Origin of the sequence: Caballeronia sp. M1242 (assembly GCF_017220215.1) — a bacterium.
In the GTDB taxonomy this organism is placed as follows: domain Bacteria; phylum Pseudomonadota; class Gammaproteobacteria; order Burkholderiales; family Burkholderiaceae; genus Caballeronia.
Map to the genome: position 1 here is coordinate 516,593 of NZ_CP071130.1, position 16,353 is coordinate 532,945.

Here is a 16,353-nt window from a genome sequence, read left to right on the forward strand (position 1 = left end):
GAAATTGCCTCGGCATTCATTTAATTTATTTATGGCGTCAAAGCGGCCGGGGTCGGCTTCCAGAATCGTCAGGGTTCGTACTGACTTTGTCAGGGTCGGTCGCTTCGTCGCGCTCCATCATTTCGCCCGGACGCGGGATAACCCTATCTACATCCTCCGGCCGGATATTGTTCAGCTCGTTGCCGCCGGGCGCGTGCGATTTGTCGTGTGTATCGGGTGCTTTTGGGGTTTCAGCCATTGGGTTGCCTCGTACGATGATTCATTCGGCGCGCGCCGCTTCGCGCAGCACGGCGGAGTCACTGTCGTAATTGCGATCGGCGATTTTCCTGAGCACGGCCAGCACTTCGCCGTCTGCGCCGTTGCTTTTCGCCAGCGCCATCAGCTTTTCCTTGTGCATCGGATATTCCGCGCCCTTGAGCGCGCGCGCGATGGCGTCCGGCCCCGGCTCGTCCAGATGCCGTTGGTCTTGCGACTGCGCGGGATGTTGTGACATAGCGCCTCCTTTCCAGTTGATCTGCAACGTCGAAAGGGCAGCAACGCGCATACCCGTGCGGGCTTGTCCCGGGCGCGACTGATGCTACGCAACCCATAGCAAACGTCAGAAGGAGGACACGCGCATGACTATTTCCGCGGAGCGACTCTCCGATACCGAGATTAAGGTCGAAGAGACCATCTATACGTTCGATGGCAAAGACAGGGCAGACGCGTTCCAGCAATGCCTGGGGAGCGACACGCTCGATCCCTGCACGCGCCACCACGCGCCTGTCTCCACGCGCGCCGCGACGACGACGGGCGGACCCGCCGAAGGCGAGCCGGGCAGCATCATTTCGCCGTCGCTCGGCGGCATGCCCTGATCGCCGTTCGCGATCAGAGCAGCGAGTGCGTCGTCGAACGCGGCGCGAGCGATTCGCGCGTCAGGGCTTCGAGCGGCAATGGCTTGTCGAAGAAATAGCCTTGCGCCTGCGCGGCGCCCATGTCGCGCAGGACCGCGAGGGTCGCCGCATCTTCGACGCCCTCAGCCACGAGCGTCAGGTCGAGCGATTCGGCCATGCGCACGATCGCCCGCACGATAGCGCGGCTGCGCGGACTGCGCGTCAGTTCGAGAATGAAGGACTTGTCGATCTTCAGGCCGCTGAACTGATACTGATGCACGTAACTGAGCGACGAAAAGCCCGAGCCGAAATCGTCGAGTACGACGGACATGCCGTTGTCCGCCAGCCGCTGCATGGTGCGCCGCGCGAGATCCGGTTCGGCGACGAGCGCGCCTTCGGTCAGTTCGAGGCACACGCGCGACGGCGACACGCGATAGCGCCGCAATAGCGCGAGCACGTCGTCGGCGAACTCGGGACGCGTCATGCTATAGCTCGAACAGTTCACGTGAACCGGCGGCCAGTGCACGAAACGCTCGTTCGAAAGAATGGCCGCGACACGTTCGAGCATGTAGAGATCGAGTCGGCCGATGAGTCGCAGCCCTTCCACCGCAGGCAGAAATTCCCCCGGCCCCACGATGCGTCCATCCGCCTGCCGCCAGCGAATCAGCGCTTCGAGCGCGACCACTTCACCGCTTTTCACATCGACGATCGGCTGGAAGTAGGGCAGCAATTCATCGTCGCGTTTCATTGCATTGCGCAACGCGCCTTCGCGCTCGACCTGATCGGACACTTGCCGGCGCAATTCCTGATTGAACACGACGAAGCTGTCGCGTCCCGCGTTTTTCACGCGATACATCGCGGTATCGGCGTCGCGCAAGAGATCGGCGGGCTCGGTATGAAACTGACTGTCCGCGCTGACGATGCCGATACTGCACGACGAAAACACCACATGCTCTTCGATATGAAACGGTAGATCGAAGGCCGCCAGAATGCGTTTCGCGATGGAGACGGCATCCTGAATGACCGCGTTCGGCGAAAGAATGGCGAACTCGTCGCCGCCGAGACGCGCGAGCAGATCCGACGCGCGCACGCAGGCGCCGAGGCGCGCGGCGGCCTGGACGAGCAGCATGTCGCCGAAATGGTGACCGAGACTGTCGTTCACGACCTTGAAGCGGTCGAGGTCGATGAACATCACCGAAAGATCGTGGCCGCGCGCCTGATAGTCGTTCCACGCGCCCTTAAGCCGCTGCATCAGATGGCTTCGGTTGGGCAAGCCCGTGAGCGAGTCATGCGAATTCTCATAGACGAGGCGCGCATTCACTTCGTCGAGTTCGCGCGTGCGTGCCTGCACGCGCGCTTCGAGTTCGAGATTCGCGGCGTGCAACGCTTCGGCGTCGCGACGGCGCGACAGGGCCGTGTCGATATGGCGCGATACGAAGGTCAGCAGTTCCTGATCGCGCAGCGAGTAACGCACGAGCGGCGAATAGCTTTGCACGGCCAGCACGCCGCGCACGACATCGCCGTCGAAAAGCGGAATGCCGAGCCACGAGCGCAGCCGCACCGAATCGCTGTCCGCCTCGAACGCGCCTTCGCTGATGAGCCGCACCGCTTCCTGATGATCGATCAGCCGCGGGCGACGCTCGCGGATCACGTATTCCGTCAAGCCGCGCCGGCCGCGTCGCGGATCGGGGCGTTCGTGCACGATCTCGTCCACGTAATACGGGAACGACACCTCGTCGGTTTCCTTCTCGTACAGCGCGATATAGAAGTTGCGCGCATAGAGCAGTTCGCCGACGATGCCGTGCAGACTGCGAAAGAACTCCATCGTGTCGCCCGGCCGGCTCGACAGTTCGGCGATCTGATAGAGCGCCGCCTGCAGATGCTCGGAGCGCTCGCGCTCCGCAATGCCGTGGCGCAGCGCGGCGTTCAGCTGCGACAGTTCGGAGGTGCGGCGCGCGACTTTTTCTTCGAGATCCGCGCGATGCAGGATGCGGTCGAGCGCCATCGCGACATGCCGTGCCACCACGAGAAAGAGCGCGCGGTCCTCCGCCGTATAGATGCGCGACACGTCGTAGACCTGCATCGCGAGCATGCCGAACACTTCGTCGGACGCGTTCTTCAGCGGCGCGCCCATCCAGAACTCGGGGCGGTCGCCGAGGCAGTAGAAGCGGCCCTCGCGCTCGGCCGCCGTGATGTCCGCCGTGGTCACGAAGAGCGGCTTGCCGCTCGTCAGCACGCGGCCTGTCATCGAGAGATGATCGGGGTCGAGAATATCGAAGTTGTCCGCTTCGACGACGTCCTTGTCGATCACATCGACGTAATACGGGTACGTGATCTTGCCGGTCTTGCGGTCGTACAGCGCGAGATAGAAGTTTTCCGCGTCGATCAGCGTGCCGAGGCGCTCGTGCACGCAGCGCAGAAACCCGGCGCGGTCAGGCACCGAACTCGCCAGATAAGCGATCTCGTACAGCACGCGCTGCGTGAGCTGCGCGCGCGCGAGCGCGTCGGACTGCACGCGCTCGCCCAGACGCCGCGCGAGCTCGGCGAGATGGGCGTCGTCGCGTTGCGCGAGCGGCGCGAGCAGCCAGCCGAGCACGCCTTCGCCGCGGCCGGTCGGCCAGCGGTGCCAGCCGTGCGCGGCGCACAGGCCCTCCAGGCGCTCCTCGGGGATGCTGCGCGGCCACACGAGCGGGGCATCGCCACGCCGCGCGAGATGCAACTGCTCACCCGCGCGATACCACGCCCACGCCTGCCCGCAGCCCGTCGCGGCGGCGTCACGCAGCAACGCCTCGATCGGGTCGGCATCGGACACGTCGGTTCCGGGGGCGCCGGGCGCGCTGGGCGTGGAAAGGGGCGCGTTGTACACGGAAAACACACTCATCGGCGCTCCAGGCCATTCGGATTTCGTTGACTGCCGAGACGGCGGTCCGCTCTTTTTCGAGCATTCGCTCTTACCGGGCTAACGGCAGCCAGCATACAGGCTTGAGCTTCACCGAGAAAAATCGTGCGAGAGCGTGTCAGCCAGCGGACGCGCCGCTGCCCGCAAAACGTTCGCGGTAGGCCTGCGGCGACACGCCGAGCGAGCGCAGAAAGCCCCGCCGCATGGTTTCCTCCGTGCCGAAGCCGCAGCGCGCCGCCACGCGCTTGACGGGCAGCGCGGTATCCCCCAGAAGACGCCGCGCGGCTTCCAGCCGCATGCGTTCGATGGAGCGCGCGGGCGTCACGCCGGTTTGCGCGCGGTAATGGCGCACGAAGCTGCGCTCGCTCATACCGACTCGCGCGGCGAGTGTCGCGACGGAGAGATCCGCTGCCAGATTCTCGGCGATCCACGCGTGCAGCTCGCCGAAGCGGTCACCCGCTTTCTGCAGCGACAGCGCGGCGCTGAACTGCGCCTGCCCGCCCGGACGCTTCAGGAACACGACGAGATGACGCGCGACTTCGAGCGCAAGCGCGCGCCCGAGATCCTCTTCGACGAGCGCCAGCGCGAGATCGATGCCCGCCGTCACGCCGGCCGACGTCCAGACGGCGCCGTCGCGAATGAAGATGGGATCGGATTCCACGCGCACGGCCGGAAAGCGCGCGGCAAGCTCGTCGCAGCGGGTCCAGTGCGTGACGGCGCGGCGCTCGTTCAAGAGGCCCGCCGCCGCGAGCAGAAACGCGCCGGTACACACGGACGCGGTGCGCCGCGCATGCCTCGCGCGTTCGCGCAGCCAGTCGACGAGCGCCGTATCGCGCACCGCGCCATGCACGCCCCAGCCGCCCGCGACGATCAGCGTGTCGCACGGCGCGTCGGCGGCCGGCAGCGGATGGCCGACGAGGCCGAGGCCCGCCGAAGCCGTCGCCGCCGCGCCGGGCATGACCACGCGCGCGCGGTACGGCCGCAGCATGCCCGCCGCCACGGCCAATTCGTTCGCCGACGCGAACACTTGCAGCGGCCCGGCGACATCGAGCAGTTGCACGTCGGGAAAGGCGAGAACGTCGACGTCGCGCGGCGTCGGATCGGAAGGGCGGCTCATGGTGGCGGAAAACGTGGGCTGGCTGTCGATTTCGCCATAGCGTAGCCGGGTAGCATGGGCTCGTCCACTTACCATCGACCAAGGAGAAAGCGATGACCTTGCACATCGGCCTGTTGCTGTTTCCGGGCGTGCAGCAACTCGACATGACCGGCCCCTACGACGTCTTCGCGCACATGCCCGGCGCCGAGGTTCACCTGATCTGGAAGACGCGCGAGCCGGTGCGATCGACGGCGGGCATGGTGCTCACGCCGGACACGACATTCGCCGGCTGCCCCGCGCTCGACGTGTTGTGCGTGCCCGGCGGCGGAGGCGTCGGCGCCCTGATGGAGGACGACGAGACGCTCGCGTTCCTGCGCCGGCAAGCGTCGGGCGCGCGCTATGTGACGTCCGTGTGCACAGGCGCGCTCGTGCTCGGCGCGGCTGGATTGCTGCGCGGCAAGCGCGCGACGACGCATTGGGCGTATCACGCGCTGCTCGCCGAACTCGGCGCGATACCGGTGCGCGGGCGCGTGGTGCGCGACGGCAACGTGCTGACGGGCGGCGGCATTACGGCGGGCATCGACTTCGCGTTGACGCTCGCGGCGGAACTCATCGGCGAGCAGGGCGCGCAGGCGATCCAGCTCGCGATGGAATACGCGCCCGCGCCACCCTTCGATGCGGGCGATCCTGACCGCGCGAGCCCTGATGTGGTCGAGATGGTGCGACAGCACGAGGCTGCGTCGCTGGCGGCGCGGCGTGACATCACGCAGCGCGTCGCGCAACGGCTTAATGCAAGCGCATGAGCACTAGAAGCGCTTCTGCATGAAGTAGCGCGACCGTTCGCCGTGAAAGCCCGGCAACTCGCCGAACGTCTGATAGCCGCAGCGCGCGTAAAGATCGCGCGCCTGCGGATTGAGCGTATCCAGCCACGCGGCGGCGCAGCCGCGCTTTTTCGCTTCTGCTTCCGCCGCTTCGAGGGCCCGCGTGGCGAGGCCGCGGCCGCGCGCGTCCTCGCGTATCCAGAGCCGTTTGACGAAGAGCCAGTTCCACGCGGTGAAGCCCGCGAGTCCGCCGACGAACGCGTCGTCCACGTAGAGCGACACGGCGAGATCGCGATGACCGCTCGGCCCGAGTTGCGCCGCATTGAACGCGGCGAGCCCGCCCGCGACTTCGTCTTCGAACGATTCGTCGATCCAGTCGGCGACGGACACGCTTACGTCGCTCATGTCAGACGGTCGCGGCCGGCGCGACCGATGCGCCTTTGATTCCATGCCGCGCGAGTGCTTCGCCGACGAAACCCGAACGCTTCACGTCTTCGACGAATTCGCGCAGCATGTCGGCGGCTGCTTCGCCGCGCGATTTCGGCAGCCCCATCGCCTGCTGAATCACCATGAAGCGTTCGTTCAACAGACGCAGGCCGGGCGTGCGCGCGGCATCGGCTTCGAGTTGCTGCTTGACGCCCGCAGCCACTTCGAGCTCGTCGCGCAGAAAGGTCTCGACGACCGCTTGCGACGAAGCCGCCCGAACGATCTGCGCATGCCTGATCTCGCGCGTGAGAAAGAGGTCATACGCGCTGCCCTTGCCGACCACGATGCGATTCTCCGCGCGGTCCACTTCGTCGTTGCGCGTCAACGGCGAGTCGTTGCGCACGAGGTAGAAGCCTTCGATCAACACGTAAGGCGCAGTGAAGGCGATGCCCGCGCCGCGCGAAGGATCGATCGCGAAGAAGCCGATGTCGGCCGCTTCATTCGTGACGGTCTCCACCGATTTCGCCGCGGTGTCGAAAGCCGCGAACGCGACGTCCACGCCGAGCCGAGACGCCAGTTCCCGCGCGAGATCGACCGATACGCCGCCGGGCTCGCCTTCCCTATCGCGGTGCGCCAGAACGGGATTGCCCAGATTGAGGGATGCGCGCAGCACGCCTGTCGGCGCGATGGCTTGCAGCAAGGTCGAAGAAAGAGTCATGGCTTCGTGCGCCTCATGTTGCATGAGCATGCAGAATACGCGAACCGCGACCACGCTTGCAAAAGGAACTGCCATGCCCGCACCGCTCGACGCCAAAGCCCTCATCACGCGCCTCGACTTGCAGCCGCATCCCGAAGGCGGCTATTTTCGTGAGACGTATCGTGCAGAGCAGCGCGTGACGCGCGATGGCGCGAGCGAGACGCGTTCGGCATCGACGGCAATCTACTATCTGCTATGCGAAGGCGCGCATTCGGCGTGGCATCGCATTCGCTCCGACGAAGTCTGGCACTTCCATGCGGGCGATCCGCTGCTCGTGCATGTGCTCGATGCGCACGGCGCGCTCACCACGCACCGGCTGGGCGATATGACGCAGCTTGCCGACACGGTGTTTCAGGCTGTCGTCGCAGCGGGCGACTGGTTCGCCGCCGAATGCAGCATCGCGTCGGGCGCGTCGCTCGTCGGCTGCACGGTCGCGCCGGGCTTCGAATTCACCGAGTTCGAGCTTGCCCGTTGCGATGAACTCGCGGCGCGTTATCCGCAGCATCGCGAGTTGATCCAACGGCTCGCTTAGCGAGGCAGCGCAATACCGAGCGTCGCGCAGACGAACGCGCCGATGCGCGCTATGTCATCGAGGGCAAGCACGGGCAAGGCCGATTCGATCGCGGCGGCGTCGTCCGTTGCGATGGCGAGCACCTCCACATCGGTCAGATAGAGCGGGTCCTTGCCCGTCGACGGCCGCACGACTTCGAGCCGCGGCATGGCTTCGCGCGCGAAGCCTTCGACGATCACGAAGTCGGCGTGCGAAAGGCGCGCGGCAAGCGCCGCGAGCGGCGGCTCGGCTTCATCGTTGAGTTCATGAAAGATGGCATAGCGATACGGCGACGCGATCAGCACTTCACTCGCGCCCGCGCGACGAAAGCGCGCACTGTCCTTGCCCGGCGGCTCGAGCTCGATGGAATGATGACTATGCTTGATGACGTTGACCGTGAGTCCTTGCGCGCGAAACCACGGCAGCAGCGCTTCGATCAACGTGGTCTTGCCTTGGCCGGAGCGCCCGGTAATGCCGAAAAGCGGCGGGTGCGACGAAATCATGCGATGGTTGTGTCGTTGTCGTCATCGAACGGGTCCGGCAAGTGTAGCGGCTCCGTGGCGAGCCGGGCCGAATCGCGCTATCGTCAGGCATCGTGCTTGCATCGACCGCGCTGCATTGCGTAACGCGCGAGGCACGTGGAACGTGTCGAGCATCAGCGCACTTCACAGGATCATGACATGGCTGAAGACAATCCCAGCACCGCTCTCGCTCCGCAGCAATTTTCCATCGACGTCATGCTCGAAAAGTACGCCAAGGGCGACGAGACGCGCGTCGACGATATCTATCGACGCGTGGCGCGCGGCGTCGCGCTCGCGGAACCGCCCGAAGCGCGCGCGAAGATCGAAGCCGAGTTCGTCGACAACTTCAAGCGCGGCGCACTGGGCGCGGGTCGCATCATGAGCGCGGCGGGCGCGGGCATCGATGCCACGCTCATCAACTGCTTCGTGCAGCCGGTCGGCGATGCGATACAAGGTGTCGATGACAACGGCCTTCCGGGCATCTACGTCGCGCTGTTGCAGGCCGCCGAGACCATGCGGCGAGGCGGCGGCGTGGGGTATAACTTTTCGGCAATCCGTCCGCGCGGCGCGCGCGTGCATTCGACAGGATCGGCGGCATCGGGGCCGTGCAGCTACATGGACGTGTTCGATGCCTCGTGCCGCACCGTGGAAAGCGCGGGTTCGCGTCGCGGCGCGCAGATGGGCATTCTCGACTGCACGCATCCGGACCTGCTCGAATTCATCGCGGCCAAGCACACGAAAGGGCGCTGGAACAACTTCAACGTATCAGTCGCTGTGACGGACGAATTCATGCAGGCCGTCGCCGATGACTCCGTCTGGCAGCTCGTGCACAAGGCGGAGCCCTCGCCGGCGCAACGCACATCGGCCGATATCCGGCAGCGTGAAGATGGCTTGTGGGTGTATCGCGAAGTGCGCGCGCGCGAGGTGTGGGACACGGTCATGCGTTCTACTTACGATGTCGCGGAGCCGGGCGTCGTCTTCATTTCGCGCATGAACGACGACAACAATCTGCGCTCGCTCGAAGCCATTCGCGCGACGAATCCGTGCGGCGAGCAGCCGCTTCCCGCGTATGGCTGCTGCAACCTCGGGCCGCTCAATCTCACGCGCTTCGTGTCCGATCCGTTCGCGCAGATGCGTGGCGGCGCGTCGGGCTTCGATTGGGACGGCCTCGCGCAGACGACGCGCACGCAAGTCCGCTTTCTCGACGACGTGCTCGACGTGACGCTCTGGCCGCTGCCGGAACAGGCGCGCGAGGCGCAGGCGAAGCGGCGCATCGGCGTCGGCTTCACGGGGCTCGGCGATACGCTCGTCATGCTCGGCTTGCGCTACGACTCGCAGGAAGGACGCGACTTCGCGGCGCGCGTGGCCCGCACCATGCGCGACGAGGCGTATCGCGCATCCGTGCAACTGGCGCGCGAGCGCGGCGCTTTTCCGCTCTTCGACGCGCGGCGCTATCTGGAACAAGGCACGTTCGCATCGCGCCTGCCCGACGACATCACTAGCGCGATTCGCGCGCACGGCATTCGCAACAGCCATCTGCTTTCCATCGCGCCGACCGGCACGGTGAGCCTCGCGTTCGCGGACAACGCGTCGAACGGCATCGAGCCTGCTTTCTCGTGGACGTATCAACGCACCAAGCGCATGGCGGACGGCTCGCGGCAGAGCTTCGCGGTGGAAGACCATGCGTACCGTCTCTATCGCGAGATGGGCGGCGACGTGAACGCGTTGCCCGATTACTTCGTGAGCGCGCTCGACATGTCCGCGCACGATCACCTCGAAATGATGGCGGCGGTGCAGCCTTTCGTGGATACGTCCATCTCGAAGACGGTGAACGTGCCGGCCGACTATCCGTTCGACAAGTTCCAGGACCTCTACTTCGAAGCATGGCGGCGCGGGCTCAAAGGTCTTGCCACCTACCGCCCGAACGATACGCTGGGCGCGGTGCTTTCGGTGACGCCGCAAGAGACGCCGAGCGATTCTCCCGATCCCGAACTCGACCTCGATCCGCTGCGCATCGCGATCGATCATCGGCCGCGCGGCGAATTGCCCGCGATCATCGAAAAGGTCGAATATCTGACGCAAGCGGGAAAGAAGTCGCTGTATCTCGCGGTGTCGTTCATCGAAGTGACCGGGCGCATCGCGGGCGAGGACGTGACCATCGAACGTCCGATTGAATTCTTTATACCGACAGGGCAGAGCGACGAATCGCAGCAGTGGATCACGGCGACGATGCGTTCGCTCTCGCTCGCCGCGCGTGGCGGTTTCGCGGCGCGCACGTTGCAGGACATGCGCAAGGTGTCGTGGGATCGCGGACAAGTGCGGCTCGGCGATGTCGAGCGGCTCGACGGTCATCGCAGTCCACGTTGGCACGACTCCGAAGTCGCGGCGCTGGCTTACGCGATCCAGCAGATTCTGTATCGACGCGGTTTTTTGGATGCAGAAGGCAATCAGGTTCCTTCGCGCGTGCTCGCGCGCAAGCGCAGCGAGGCGGCGGCGCCTCTGCGCACGTTGCAGCTTGAAGACGAACAGGACGCGCACGACGACGTGACTGAGGCGCCCGTCGATCCGCATGGACTCGCGCAGATGCACGGACGCAAATGCGCGACGTGCGGTGCGAACGCGGTGATCCGCAAGGACGGGTGTGATTTCTGTACCGCTTGTGGGGAGATTGGTGCGTGTGGTTAAAGCGCCGATTCACTTGAATTCATAATTCAAAGCGCCGTTCGCGCGCCGATAACCCAAGGTCAGCAGCGACTCCCCCTGACTCGCTGCTGACCATCTCTCTCTCTGTTCCGTTCATCCGCAACGCTGACTCTTCCCAAGCGAAAAGCAGCATCCGTCGCGCCGTGTCAATTATTAAAGACGACTGATTAATTAAGAATTCTCGGGTGTCATTCGAACTCGATTGATTAGAGAATTCCGCCCGGGTGCTTTCAACTGGATAGGCTAAATCACAACCGAGGGCCGTGCCGTCGTTTGCTCACGCAAGCTCGGCCACAGGAGAAATGCACTTGTCCGGCGTCAAGGGGAGCGGGCGCTATTGCCGTATCGGTACAGCGCCGCGCTCGAATTGGGATCCCGTTTTTCTAATTGCTTGGAGTATCAAAAATGAAGAAGTCCGTAATCTCGGCTTTCATCGCTGGCGTGTTGAGCGTGGCTGCCGGCGGCGCGTTCGCGTCCGATGGAACCATCACGTTCAACGGCGCGCTTACGGCCGCGACCTGCACGATCAACGGCAACGGCACGTCGTCGAAGGACTTCACGGTCACGCTGCCGACCGTTTCCACCTCGACGCTGACCGCGGCTGGCCAGACGGCTGGCACCACCTCGTACAGCATCGCGCTCAGCGCATGCTCGCCGGTCACGAGCACGAGCAAGGCATCGGTGTTCTATGAAGCAGGCACCACGGTCGATCCAGCTGATGGCCGTCTGCTTGTCGCTGCCGGCGGCGCGGGCAAAGTCAAGCTCGAACTGCTGAACCAGGACGGAACGCAGATCAAGGCGGGCTACTCGAGTGATCTTCAGAACTCGAAGCCGGCCTCCATCGCGTCGGGCGCGGCCACGCTGTTCTACGACGTTCGCTATTACGCCACCGGCGCGACGTCGGCGGGCGCGGCGAACTCGTCGGTCGTGTACAGCATCAACTATCAATAAGCGGTTTTGTAACACCGGACCATTCGCTTTCCACATGCGCGACTGGCCCGGTGCAAGGGCGGGCGCAAGTCCGCCTCTCCTTGATATCGTGCTTCGCTTGGGCGCTTCTTTGTCACTATGAAATTGTTTAGCCGACTCGCATCCATCGCGGTGGTCCTCGCCGCGATTCAGGGCTTCGCCCCGCAGGCCCGTGCTTCGGTGGTTATCGCCGGTACGCGCGTGGTGTACAACCAGAGCGATTCAGAAGTCACCGTCAAGCTGACCAACAACGGCAAGCTCCCCGGTCTCACAAAGGTCTGGATCGACAAGGGCGATGCCGACGCCAAGCCGGATACGATCGACGTGCCGTTCACCATCACCCCGCCGATGATGCGTATCGATCCGGGCAAGTCGCAGACGCTGCGCATCATGTCGACGGGCGAGGCTCTTCCCGGCGACGCCGAAACCGTCCTCTATCTGAACGTGCTGGAAGTGCCGCCCAAGCCGACGGGCGATGAAGCCAGCGCCAATCAGCTGCAACTCGCATTCCGCACGCGCATCAAGTTCTTCTATCGCCCGACGGGGCTGAAAGGGCAGGCGAGCGACGCGCCCGAGGCCATCGTGTGGCATCTGAAGCGCGAAGGCGGCAAGAACACGCTGGTGGCCGATAACCCCACGCAGTATCACGTATCGTTCGACCGCATCGACTTGACGGATGGCGTGCATACGGCGCAGTTCACCGACGGCGGCATGGTCGGACCGGGCGAAAGCCGCGCGTTCCCGCTCAAGGGCGAGCTTCCCGCAGCTGGCGCGAAGGTGCGCTATACCGCGATCAACGACTACGGCGGCCCGCAGGCAGGCGACGCCACGCTCGCTCCCTGACCGGCGCGTTGCGACCGTCACGAGCTGGCTGCCCGACGCCCGCGCGCCATTGCGCGCCGCAATGACCCCGTGAAGATGCACTAGCGCGCATGCCCTTGCCGCATGCCGGGGATCGCTGTGCCCGTATATTTCGGATAACTGAATGAAAACGCACTACTGCAGCGCCCACCTGTCCGGCGCGCGTTTAAGACCTGTCACGCTGTTCACGCTCCAGGCATTGGCCGCAATGGGCGTGAGCGGTCACGCGTGGGCGGACGCTTCGGCGCAGCCCGCAGCCGTCGAATTCAACGAGCAGTTTCTCGATTCCGGCGGCGGCCAGAAGCTCGACATCTCACGCTTCAATCACGGGCAGCCGGTCCTGCCGGGCACGTATCGCGCCGATACTTACGTCAACAACGTATGGCGCGGCAAGTTCAGCGTCGATGTGCGCGACTCCACGGAGCAGCCCGGGGTCGTGCAACCGTGCATGACGGCGGATCTGCTCGAACGCTTCGGTGTCGATTTGCGCAAGCTCTCGCCGGAAGCCGCCGCTAAGCTGGAAGCGGCCGGCAATGCGTGCCTGACGCTGCCCGAGATCATCCCGGGCGCGATCGCCACGTTCGACGGCGGCGAGCAGCGTCTCGATGTGAGCGTCCCGCAAATCGCGATGAACAGCAGGGCGCGCGGCTATGTCGATCCGAAGTATTGGGACGATGGCATCAACGCGGGCACGTTTCAGTACAACGCGAACGTGTATCACAGCTCCGCCGGCGGCTTCGACAACAACTCGGCCTACCTCGGTTTGATCGGCGGCATCAACGTCGGTCCGTGGCGCTTCCGCTATCAGGGCAACGTTACGCACAACAGCATCGGCGGCTCACATTATCAAAGCGTGCAGACCTATGCGCAGCGTGCGTTCAAGGACATCAAGAGCCAGTTCACGGTTGGCGACACGTTCACGGACGGCGCGCTGTTCGACAGCTTCGGCTTGCGCGGCGCCACGCTCGGCACCGACGACCGCATGTTCCCGGAGTCGCAGCGCGGCTACGCGCCGGTGGTGCATGGCATCGCCAATAGCAATGCCCGCGTGCAGGTCCGGCAGAACGGCAACATCATCTACGAGACGACGGTCGCGCCGGGCGCGTTCGAGATCGACGACCTGTATCCAACGGGCTATGGCGGCAATCTCGATGTGATCGTCACCGAGGCCGACGGCACTCAGCACATCTCGACAGTTCCGTACGCGGCGGCGGTGAATGCGCTGCGGCCGGGCGTCACGCGTTATAGCGCGAGCATCGGCGAGTATCGCGATCCCAACATCGATATTCATCCGTTCGTCTCGCAGTTCACGCTGCAGCGGGGCATCAGCAATCTGGTGACGCTGTACGGCGGCGTGAGCGCCGCGGACATGTACTTCTCGACGATGATCGGCACCGCGCTCAATACGAGCGTCGGCGCATTCGGTCTCGACGTGACGCAGGCAAGCGCGAGCTTCAAGGGCTACGGCACCCGCAACGGGGCGAGCGTGCGACTCAGCTATTCGCGCCTGTTCGAGCCGACGAATACGAATATCGCCATCGCCGCGTATCGCTATTCGACGAGCGGCTTCTTCTCGCTGCCCGACGCGGTGATGATGCGTCAGCTGAACGCCGAGCATCAACTCGGTCTCATGACCGCGCTGCAAAAGTCGCGCGTGCAGTTCACGCTGAATCAGAGCATCGGCGAGGGCGCGCGCTACGGCTCGCTCTATGCAGTGGGTTCGTTTCAGACGTACTGGAACCGCTCCAGTCACGATACGCAGCTGCAAATCGGCTACACCAACAGCTGGAAGCGCATGACCTACGGCGCGTCGTTCGTGCGGCAGTTCCAGGTGAATACGGCCCGGTGGGACAACCGCATCATGCTGAACATGTCCATCCCGCTCGGGTTCGGGGCGCACGCGCCGCAGTCGACGACCGACTTCCAGCACGACACCAGCGACCGCAGCTCGACCATTCAGCAATCGGTCACGGGCACGCTCGGCGTCGACAACGCATTCAGCTACGGCATCAACGCGAACATCAACGACGGCGGCAGTCACGCCAGCAGTTCTGTCAGCGCGGGCGGCAACGTCGGTTACGTCGCGCCGTTTGCAATGCTTACCGCGAACGCGAGCACGGGCCGCAACTTCTCGCAGGTCGGCGCGGGCATGTCGGGCGGCGTGGTGGCATGGCGCGATGGCGTCGCGTTCACGCCGAACATGGGCGATACGGTCGCGGTCGTCGAAGCAAGCGATGCAGCGGGAGCACGCCTCGCCAACGGCGCGGGCTTGCGCGTGGACCGGTGGGGACACGCTGTCGTCTCCGGCATGCAGCCGTATTCGAACAACGACATCGAACTGGACCCGAAGGGCTTGCCGATCAACATCGCGCTGAAGTCGACCGTGCAGCGCACGGCCCCGACTGCGGGTGCCGTGGTGCGCCTCAAGTTCGAGACGGAGAACATGGGCAAGCCGGCGGTCATGCGCGTCTCGCAGGCGGATGGCCAACCGTTGCCGTTCGGCTCCGAAGTGTTCGACGCCGAGAATCGCAGCGTCGGCACGGTGGCGCAGGGCAGCCGCATCATCGCGACCGGGCTGAAGGCCGACGCCGGCACGCTGAACGTGAAGTGGGGCGAAGCACCCGAGCAGCGTTGCGCGGTGCGCTATCAGTTGCCCGCGGTGACGGATGCCTCGAAGCCCAACTCCATCAGCATATCGGACGCTGTCTGTCAGTGAGCGCCGTTCACATTCATTGAATCAGGAAATCAAAATGAAATTCATGGATCGGCTTGCAGCCGGACTGCTGCGGTGTGTGTTGTGCTGGATTGCTGCACTGGTGTTCGTGCCGTCGTCCGCATGGGCGACGGCGAACTGCACGGTCAACTACAGTTCGTTCACGTTGACGCTGCCGCCGTCGGTGGCCGTGGCGCGTGATTTGCCGAATGGATCGATTCTGACGGCATGGTCGCTTTCCGCCTCGAAGAACGACTATTGGACCTGCATCGTCACCGGGCAGGTCTATACGGGAACCGACTTCGAAACGGCGGGCATCACGACCGGCGGACCAACGGTGTACACGGCCAACTACCAGGGCGTCGATTTCGAGGTGTATCCGACGAACGTGCCGGGCGTGGGCATCGCAATGGGCGGCTATGTCATTCCGAACAGCCTGCCCGCCGGGCCGCGCACGTTCTCGAAGCTCGGCCGTCAGTGGAATACGAATGGCACGATCTACAACGGCGGACAGTTGATCGTCGCGCTGGTGAAGATCGGCGACATCACGCCGGGCACCGCAACAGGCATGGTCGCGCAGGCGTTCTCGTGGCAGACGCTGACGCCTCCGCCCGCGGGGAACGTGCCGTCGGCCGGGGTCATCAACTTCTATATCACGCCCGTGGTGATCACCGTGCTGACGTGCCAGACGCCCGATGTCACGGTGCCCATGGGCATTCAGGGACCGGCGGACCTGCCGAACATCGGGCCCGCGCCGAACAAGGTGTCGTCGTTCAATCTGAGTCTGAATAACTGCCCGGGCGGAACGGCGGTGAGCGGAACATTGGCTGGGCAGATTCACAGCATCCAGTACAGGATCGATCCATCGAACGGACTCGTGTCCGGCTACAGCAACGTCGCCGCGTTGAGCGGGTCGCCGAGCGCGGCGGGCGTCGGCATTCAGCTCTACGACAACACGGGCGCGGTGTTTCCCTACGGCACATATGTGACGCTGAACGGGTTCGACAGCACGAACGGCGGCAACTACACGATACCGATGCAAGCGCGTTATTACCGCACGGGGGCGCTCGGTGCCGGGCCAGCCAACGCGACCATGACGATGACCGTGCTGTACCAGTGATCCGTTCGGCGGCGGCATGGGCGCGTGTCCCTATCGCCGTCGAGC

General features: G+C 64.6%; 15 protein-coding genes. 8 read left to right on the forward strand and 7 right to left on the reverse strand.

Annotated features, from left to right (window positions below; genetic code table 11):
- Positions 1–37 precede the first annotated feature (37 nt).
- Together JYK05_RS15860 and JYK05_RS15865 are read right to left on the reverse strand one after the other, a co-directional pair.
- Positions 38–238 carry a hypothetical protein gene (locus tag JYK05_RS15860; RefSeq protein WP_175941296.1) on the reverse strand — a complete coding sequence of 67 codons (201 nt, stop codon included), beginning with the start codon at positions 236–238 and terminating at the stop codon, positions 38–40.
- Between the two features lie 21 nt (positions 239–259).
- Positions 260–493, reverse strand: coding sequence for a DUF2795 domain-containing protein (locus JYK05_RS15865; protein ID WP_175941298.1), 234 nt, complete (start codon positions 491–493; stop codon positions 260–262).
- A gap of 124 nt (positions 494–617) precedes the next feature.
- On the opposite strand from JYK05_RS15865, the gene JYK05_RS15870 reads away from it, so the two are divergent.
- Positions 618–854: a hypothetical protein gene (locus JYK05_RS15870; protein ID WP_206469397.1), complete on the forward strand. Its 237-nt coding sequence runs from the start codon at positions 618–620 to the stop codon at positions 852–854.
- Positions 855–867: 13 nt separating this feature from the next.
- On the opposite strand, the gene JYK05_RS15875 is transcribed toward JYK05_RS15870, so the two are convergent.
- Positions 868–3,753: an EAL domain-containing protein gene (locus tag JYK05_RS15875; RefSeq protein WP_206469398.1), complete on the reverse strand. Its 2,886-nt coding sequence runs from the start codon at positions 3,751–3,753 to the stop codon at positions 868–870.
- Positions 3,754–3,889: 136 nt separating this feature from the next.
- A complete protein-coding gene (locus tag JYK05_RS15880; RefSeq protein ID WP_206469399.1) occupies positions 3,890–4,888 on the reverse strand; it encodes a GlxA family transcriptional regulator in 999 nt (332 codons plus the stop codon).
- Positions 4,889–4,980: 92 nt separating this feature from the next.
- On the opposite strand from JYK05_RS15880, the gene JYK05_RS15885 reads away from it, so the two are divergent.
- Complete coding sequence (locus JYK05_RS15885) at positions 4,981–5,670, forward strand: DJ-1/PfpI family protein (RefSeq protein WP_206469400.1); 690 nt, start codon at positions 4,981–4,983, stop codon at positions 5,668–5,670.
- Positions 5,671–5,673: 3 nt separating this feature from the next.
- On the opposite strand, the gene JYK05_RS15890 is transcribed toward JYK05_RS15885, so the two are convergent.
- Both JYK05_RS15890 and JYK05_RS15895 read right to left on the reverse strand, forming a co-directional pair.
- Entirely contained in the window at positions 5,674–6,093 is a 420-nt protein-coding gene (locus JYK05_RS15890) for a GNAT family N-acetyltransferase (protein ID WP_206469402.1), read from the reverse strand.
- Position 6,094: 1 nt separating this feature from the next.
- On the reverse strand, positions 6,095–6,832 hold the full coding sequence (locus tag JYK05_RS15895) for an ABC transporter substrate-binding protein (protein WP_206469404.1): 738 nt from the start codon (positions 6,830–6,832) through the stop codon (positions 6,095–6,097).
- 73 nt (positions 6,833–6,905) lie between these two features.
- Between JYK05_RS15895 and JYK05_RS15900 the strand changes: the two genes are divergently transcribed.
- Entirely contained in the window at positions 6,906–7,403 is a 498-nt protein-coding gene (locus JYK05_RS15900; protein ID WP_206469406.1) for a cupin domain-containing protein, read from the forward strand.
- On the opposite strand, the gene mobB is transcribed toward JYK05_RS15900, so the two are convergent.
- A complete protein-coding gene (mobB, locus tag JYK05_RS15905; protein WP_206469407.1) occupies positions 7,400–7,924 on the reverse strand; it encodes a molybdopterin-guanine dinucleotide biosynthesis protein B in 525 nt (174 codons plus the stop codon). The genes JYK05_RS15900 and mobB overlap by 4 nt on opposite strands.
- 177 nt (positions 7,925–8,101) lie before the next feature.
- Here mobB and JYK05_RS15910 point away from each other — a divergent pair, with 177 nt between their 5' ends.
- The 5 genes from JYK05_RS15910 (at position 8,102) to JYK05_RS15930 (ending at position 16,308) form a co-directional block, all read left to right on the forward strand.
- Positions 8,102–10,627, forward strand: coding sequence for an adenosylcobalamin-dependent ribonucleoside-diphosphate reductase (locus JYK05_RS15910; RefSeq protein ID WP_206469409.1), 2,526 nt, complete (start codon positions 8,102–8,104; stop codon positions 10,625–10,627).
- A gap of 423 nt (positions 10,628–11,050) precedes the next feature.
- Entirely contained in the window at positions 11,051–11,596 is a 546-nt protein-coding gene (locus tag JYK05_RS15915; protein WP_206469410.1) for a fimbrial protein, read from the forward strand.
- A gap of 117 nt (positions 11,597–11,713) precedes the next feature.
- Positions 11,714–12,457 carry a fimbria/pilus periplasmic chaperone gene (locus tag JYK05_RS15920; RefSeq protein ID WP_206469411.1) on the forward strand — a complete coding sequence of 248 codons (744 nt, stop codon included), beginning with the start codon at positions 11,714–11,716 and terminating at the stop codon, positions 12,455–12,457.
- A 142-nt stretch (positions 12,458–12,599) separates the two neighbouring features.
- Entirely contained in the window at positions 12,600–15,191 is a 2,592-nt protein-coding gene (locus tag JYK05_RS15925; RefSeq protein WP_206469412.1) for a fimbria/pilus outer membrane usher protein, read from the forward strand.
- 34 nt (positions 15,192–15,225) lie between these two features.
- Positions 15,226–16,308, forward strand: a complete 1,083-nt coding sequence (locus tag JYK05_RS15930; protein ID WP_206469413.1) for a fimbrial protein — start codon at positions 15,226–15,228, stop codon at positions 16,306–16,308.
- Positions 16,309–16,353: the final 45 nt, after the last annotated feature.

Coding starts and splice junctions, on each gene's coding strand:
- JYK05_RS15865 (WP_175941298.1), bottom strand. CDS start 493: ATGTCACAACATCCCGCGCAGTCGCAAGACCAACGGCATCTGGACGAG.
- JYK05_RS15875 (WP_206469398.1), bottom strand. CDS start 3,753: ATGAGTGTGTTTTCCGTGTACAACGCGCCCCTTTCCACGCCCAGCGCG.
- JYK05_RS15895 (WP_206469404.1), bottom strand. CDS start 6,832: ATGACTCTTTCTTCGACCTTGCTGCAAGCCATCGCGCCGACAGGCGTG.
- JYK05_RS15860 (WP_175941296.1), bottom strand. CDS start 238: ATGGCTGAAACCCCAAAAGCACCCGATACACACGACAAATCGCACGCG.
- JYK05_RS15910 (WP_206469409.1), top strand. CDS start 8,102: ATGGCTGAAGACAATCCCAGCACCGCTCTCGCTCCGCAGCAATTTTCC.
- JYK05_RS15920 (WP_206469411.1), top strand. CDS start 11,714: ATGAAATTGTTTAGCCGACTCGCATCCATCGCGGTGGTCCTCGCCGCG.
- JYK05_RS15900 (WP_206469406.1), top strand. CDS start 6,906: ATGCCCGCACCGCTCGACGCCAAAGCCCTCATCACGCGCCTCGACTTG.
- mobB (WP_206469407.1), bottom strand. CDS start 7,924: ATGATTTCGTCGCACCCGCCGCTTTTCGGCATTACCGGGCGCTCCGGC.
- JYK05_RS15870 (WP_206469397.1), top strand. CDS start 618: ATGACTATTTCCGCGGAGCGACTCTCCGATACCGAGATTAAGGTCGAA.
- JYK05_RS15890 (WP_206469402.1), bottom strand. CDS start 6,093: ATGAGCGACGTAAGCGTGTCCGTCGCCGACTGGATCGACGAATCGTTC.
- JYK05_RS15930 (WP_206469413.1), top strand. CDS start 15,226: ATGAAATTCATGGATCGGCTTGCAGCCGGACTGCTGCGGTGTGTGTTG.
- JYK05_RS15880 (WP_206469399.1), bottom strand. CDS start 4,888: ATGAGCCGCCCTTCCGATCCGACGCCGCGCGACGTCGACGTTCTCGCC.
- JYK05_RS15925 (WP_206469412.1), top strand. CDS start 12,600: ATGAAAACGCACTACTGCAGCGCCCACCTGTCCGGCGCGCGTTTAAGA.
- JYK05_RS15885 (WP_206469400.1), top strand. CDS start 4,981: ATGACCTTGCACATCGGCCTGTTGCTGTTTCCGGGCGTGCAGCAACTC.
- JYK05_RS15915 (WP_206469410.1), top strand. CDS start 11,051: ATGAAGAAGTCCGTAATCTCGGCTTTCATCGCTGGCGTGTTGAGCGTG.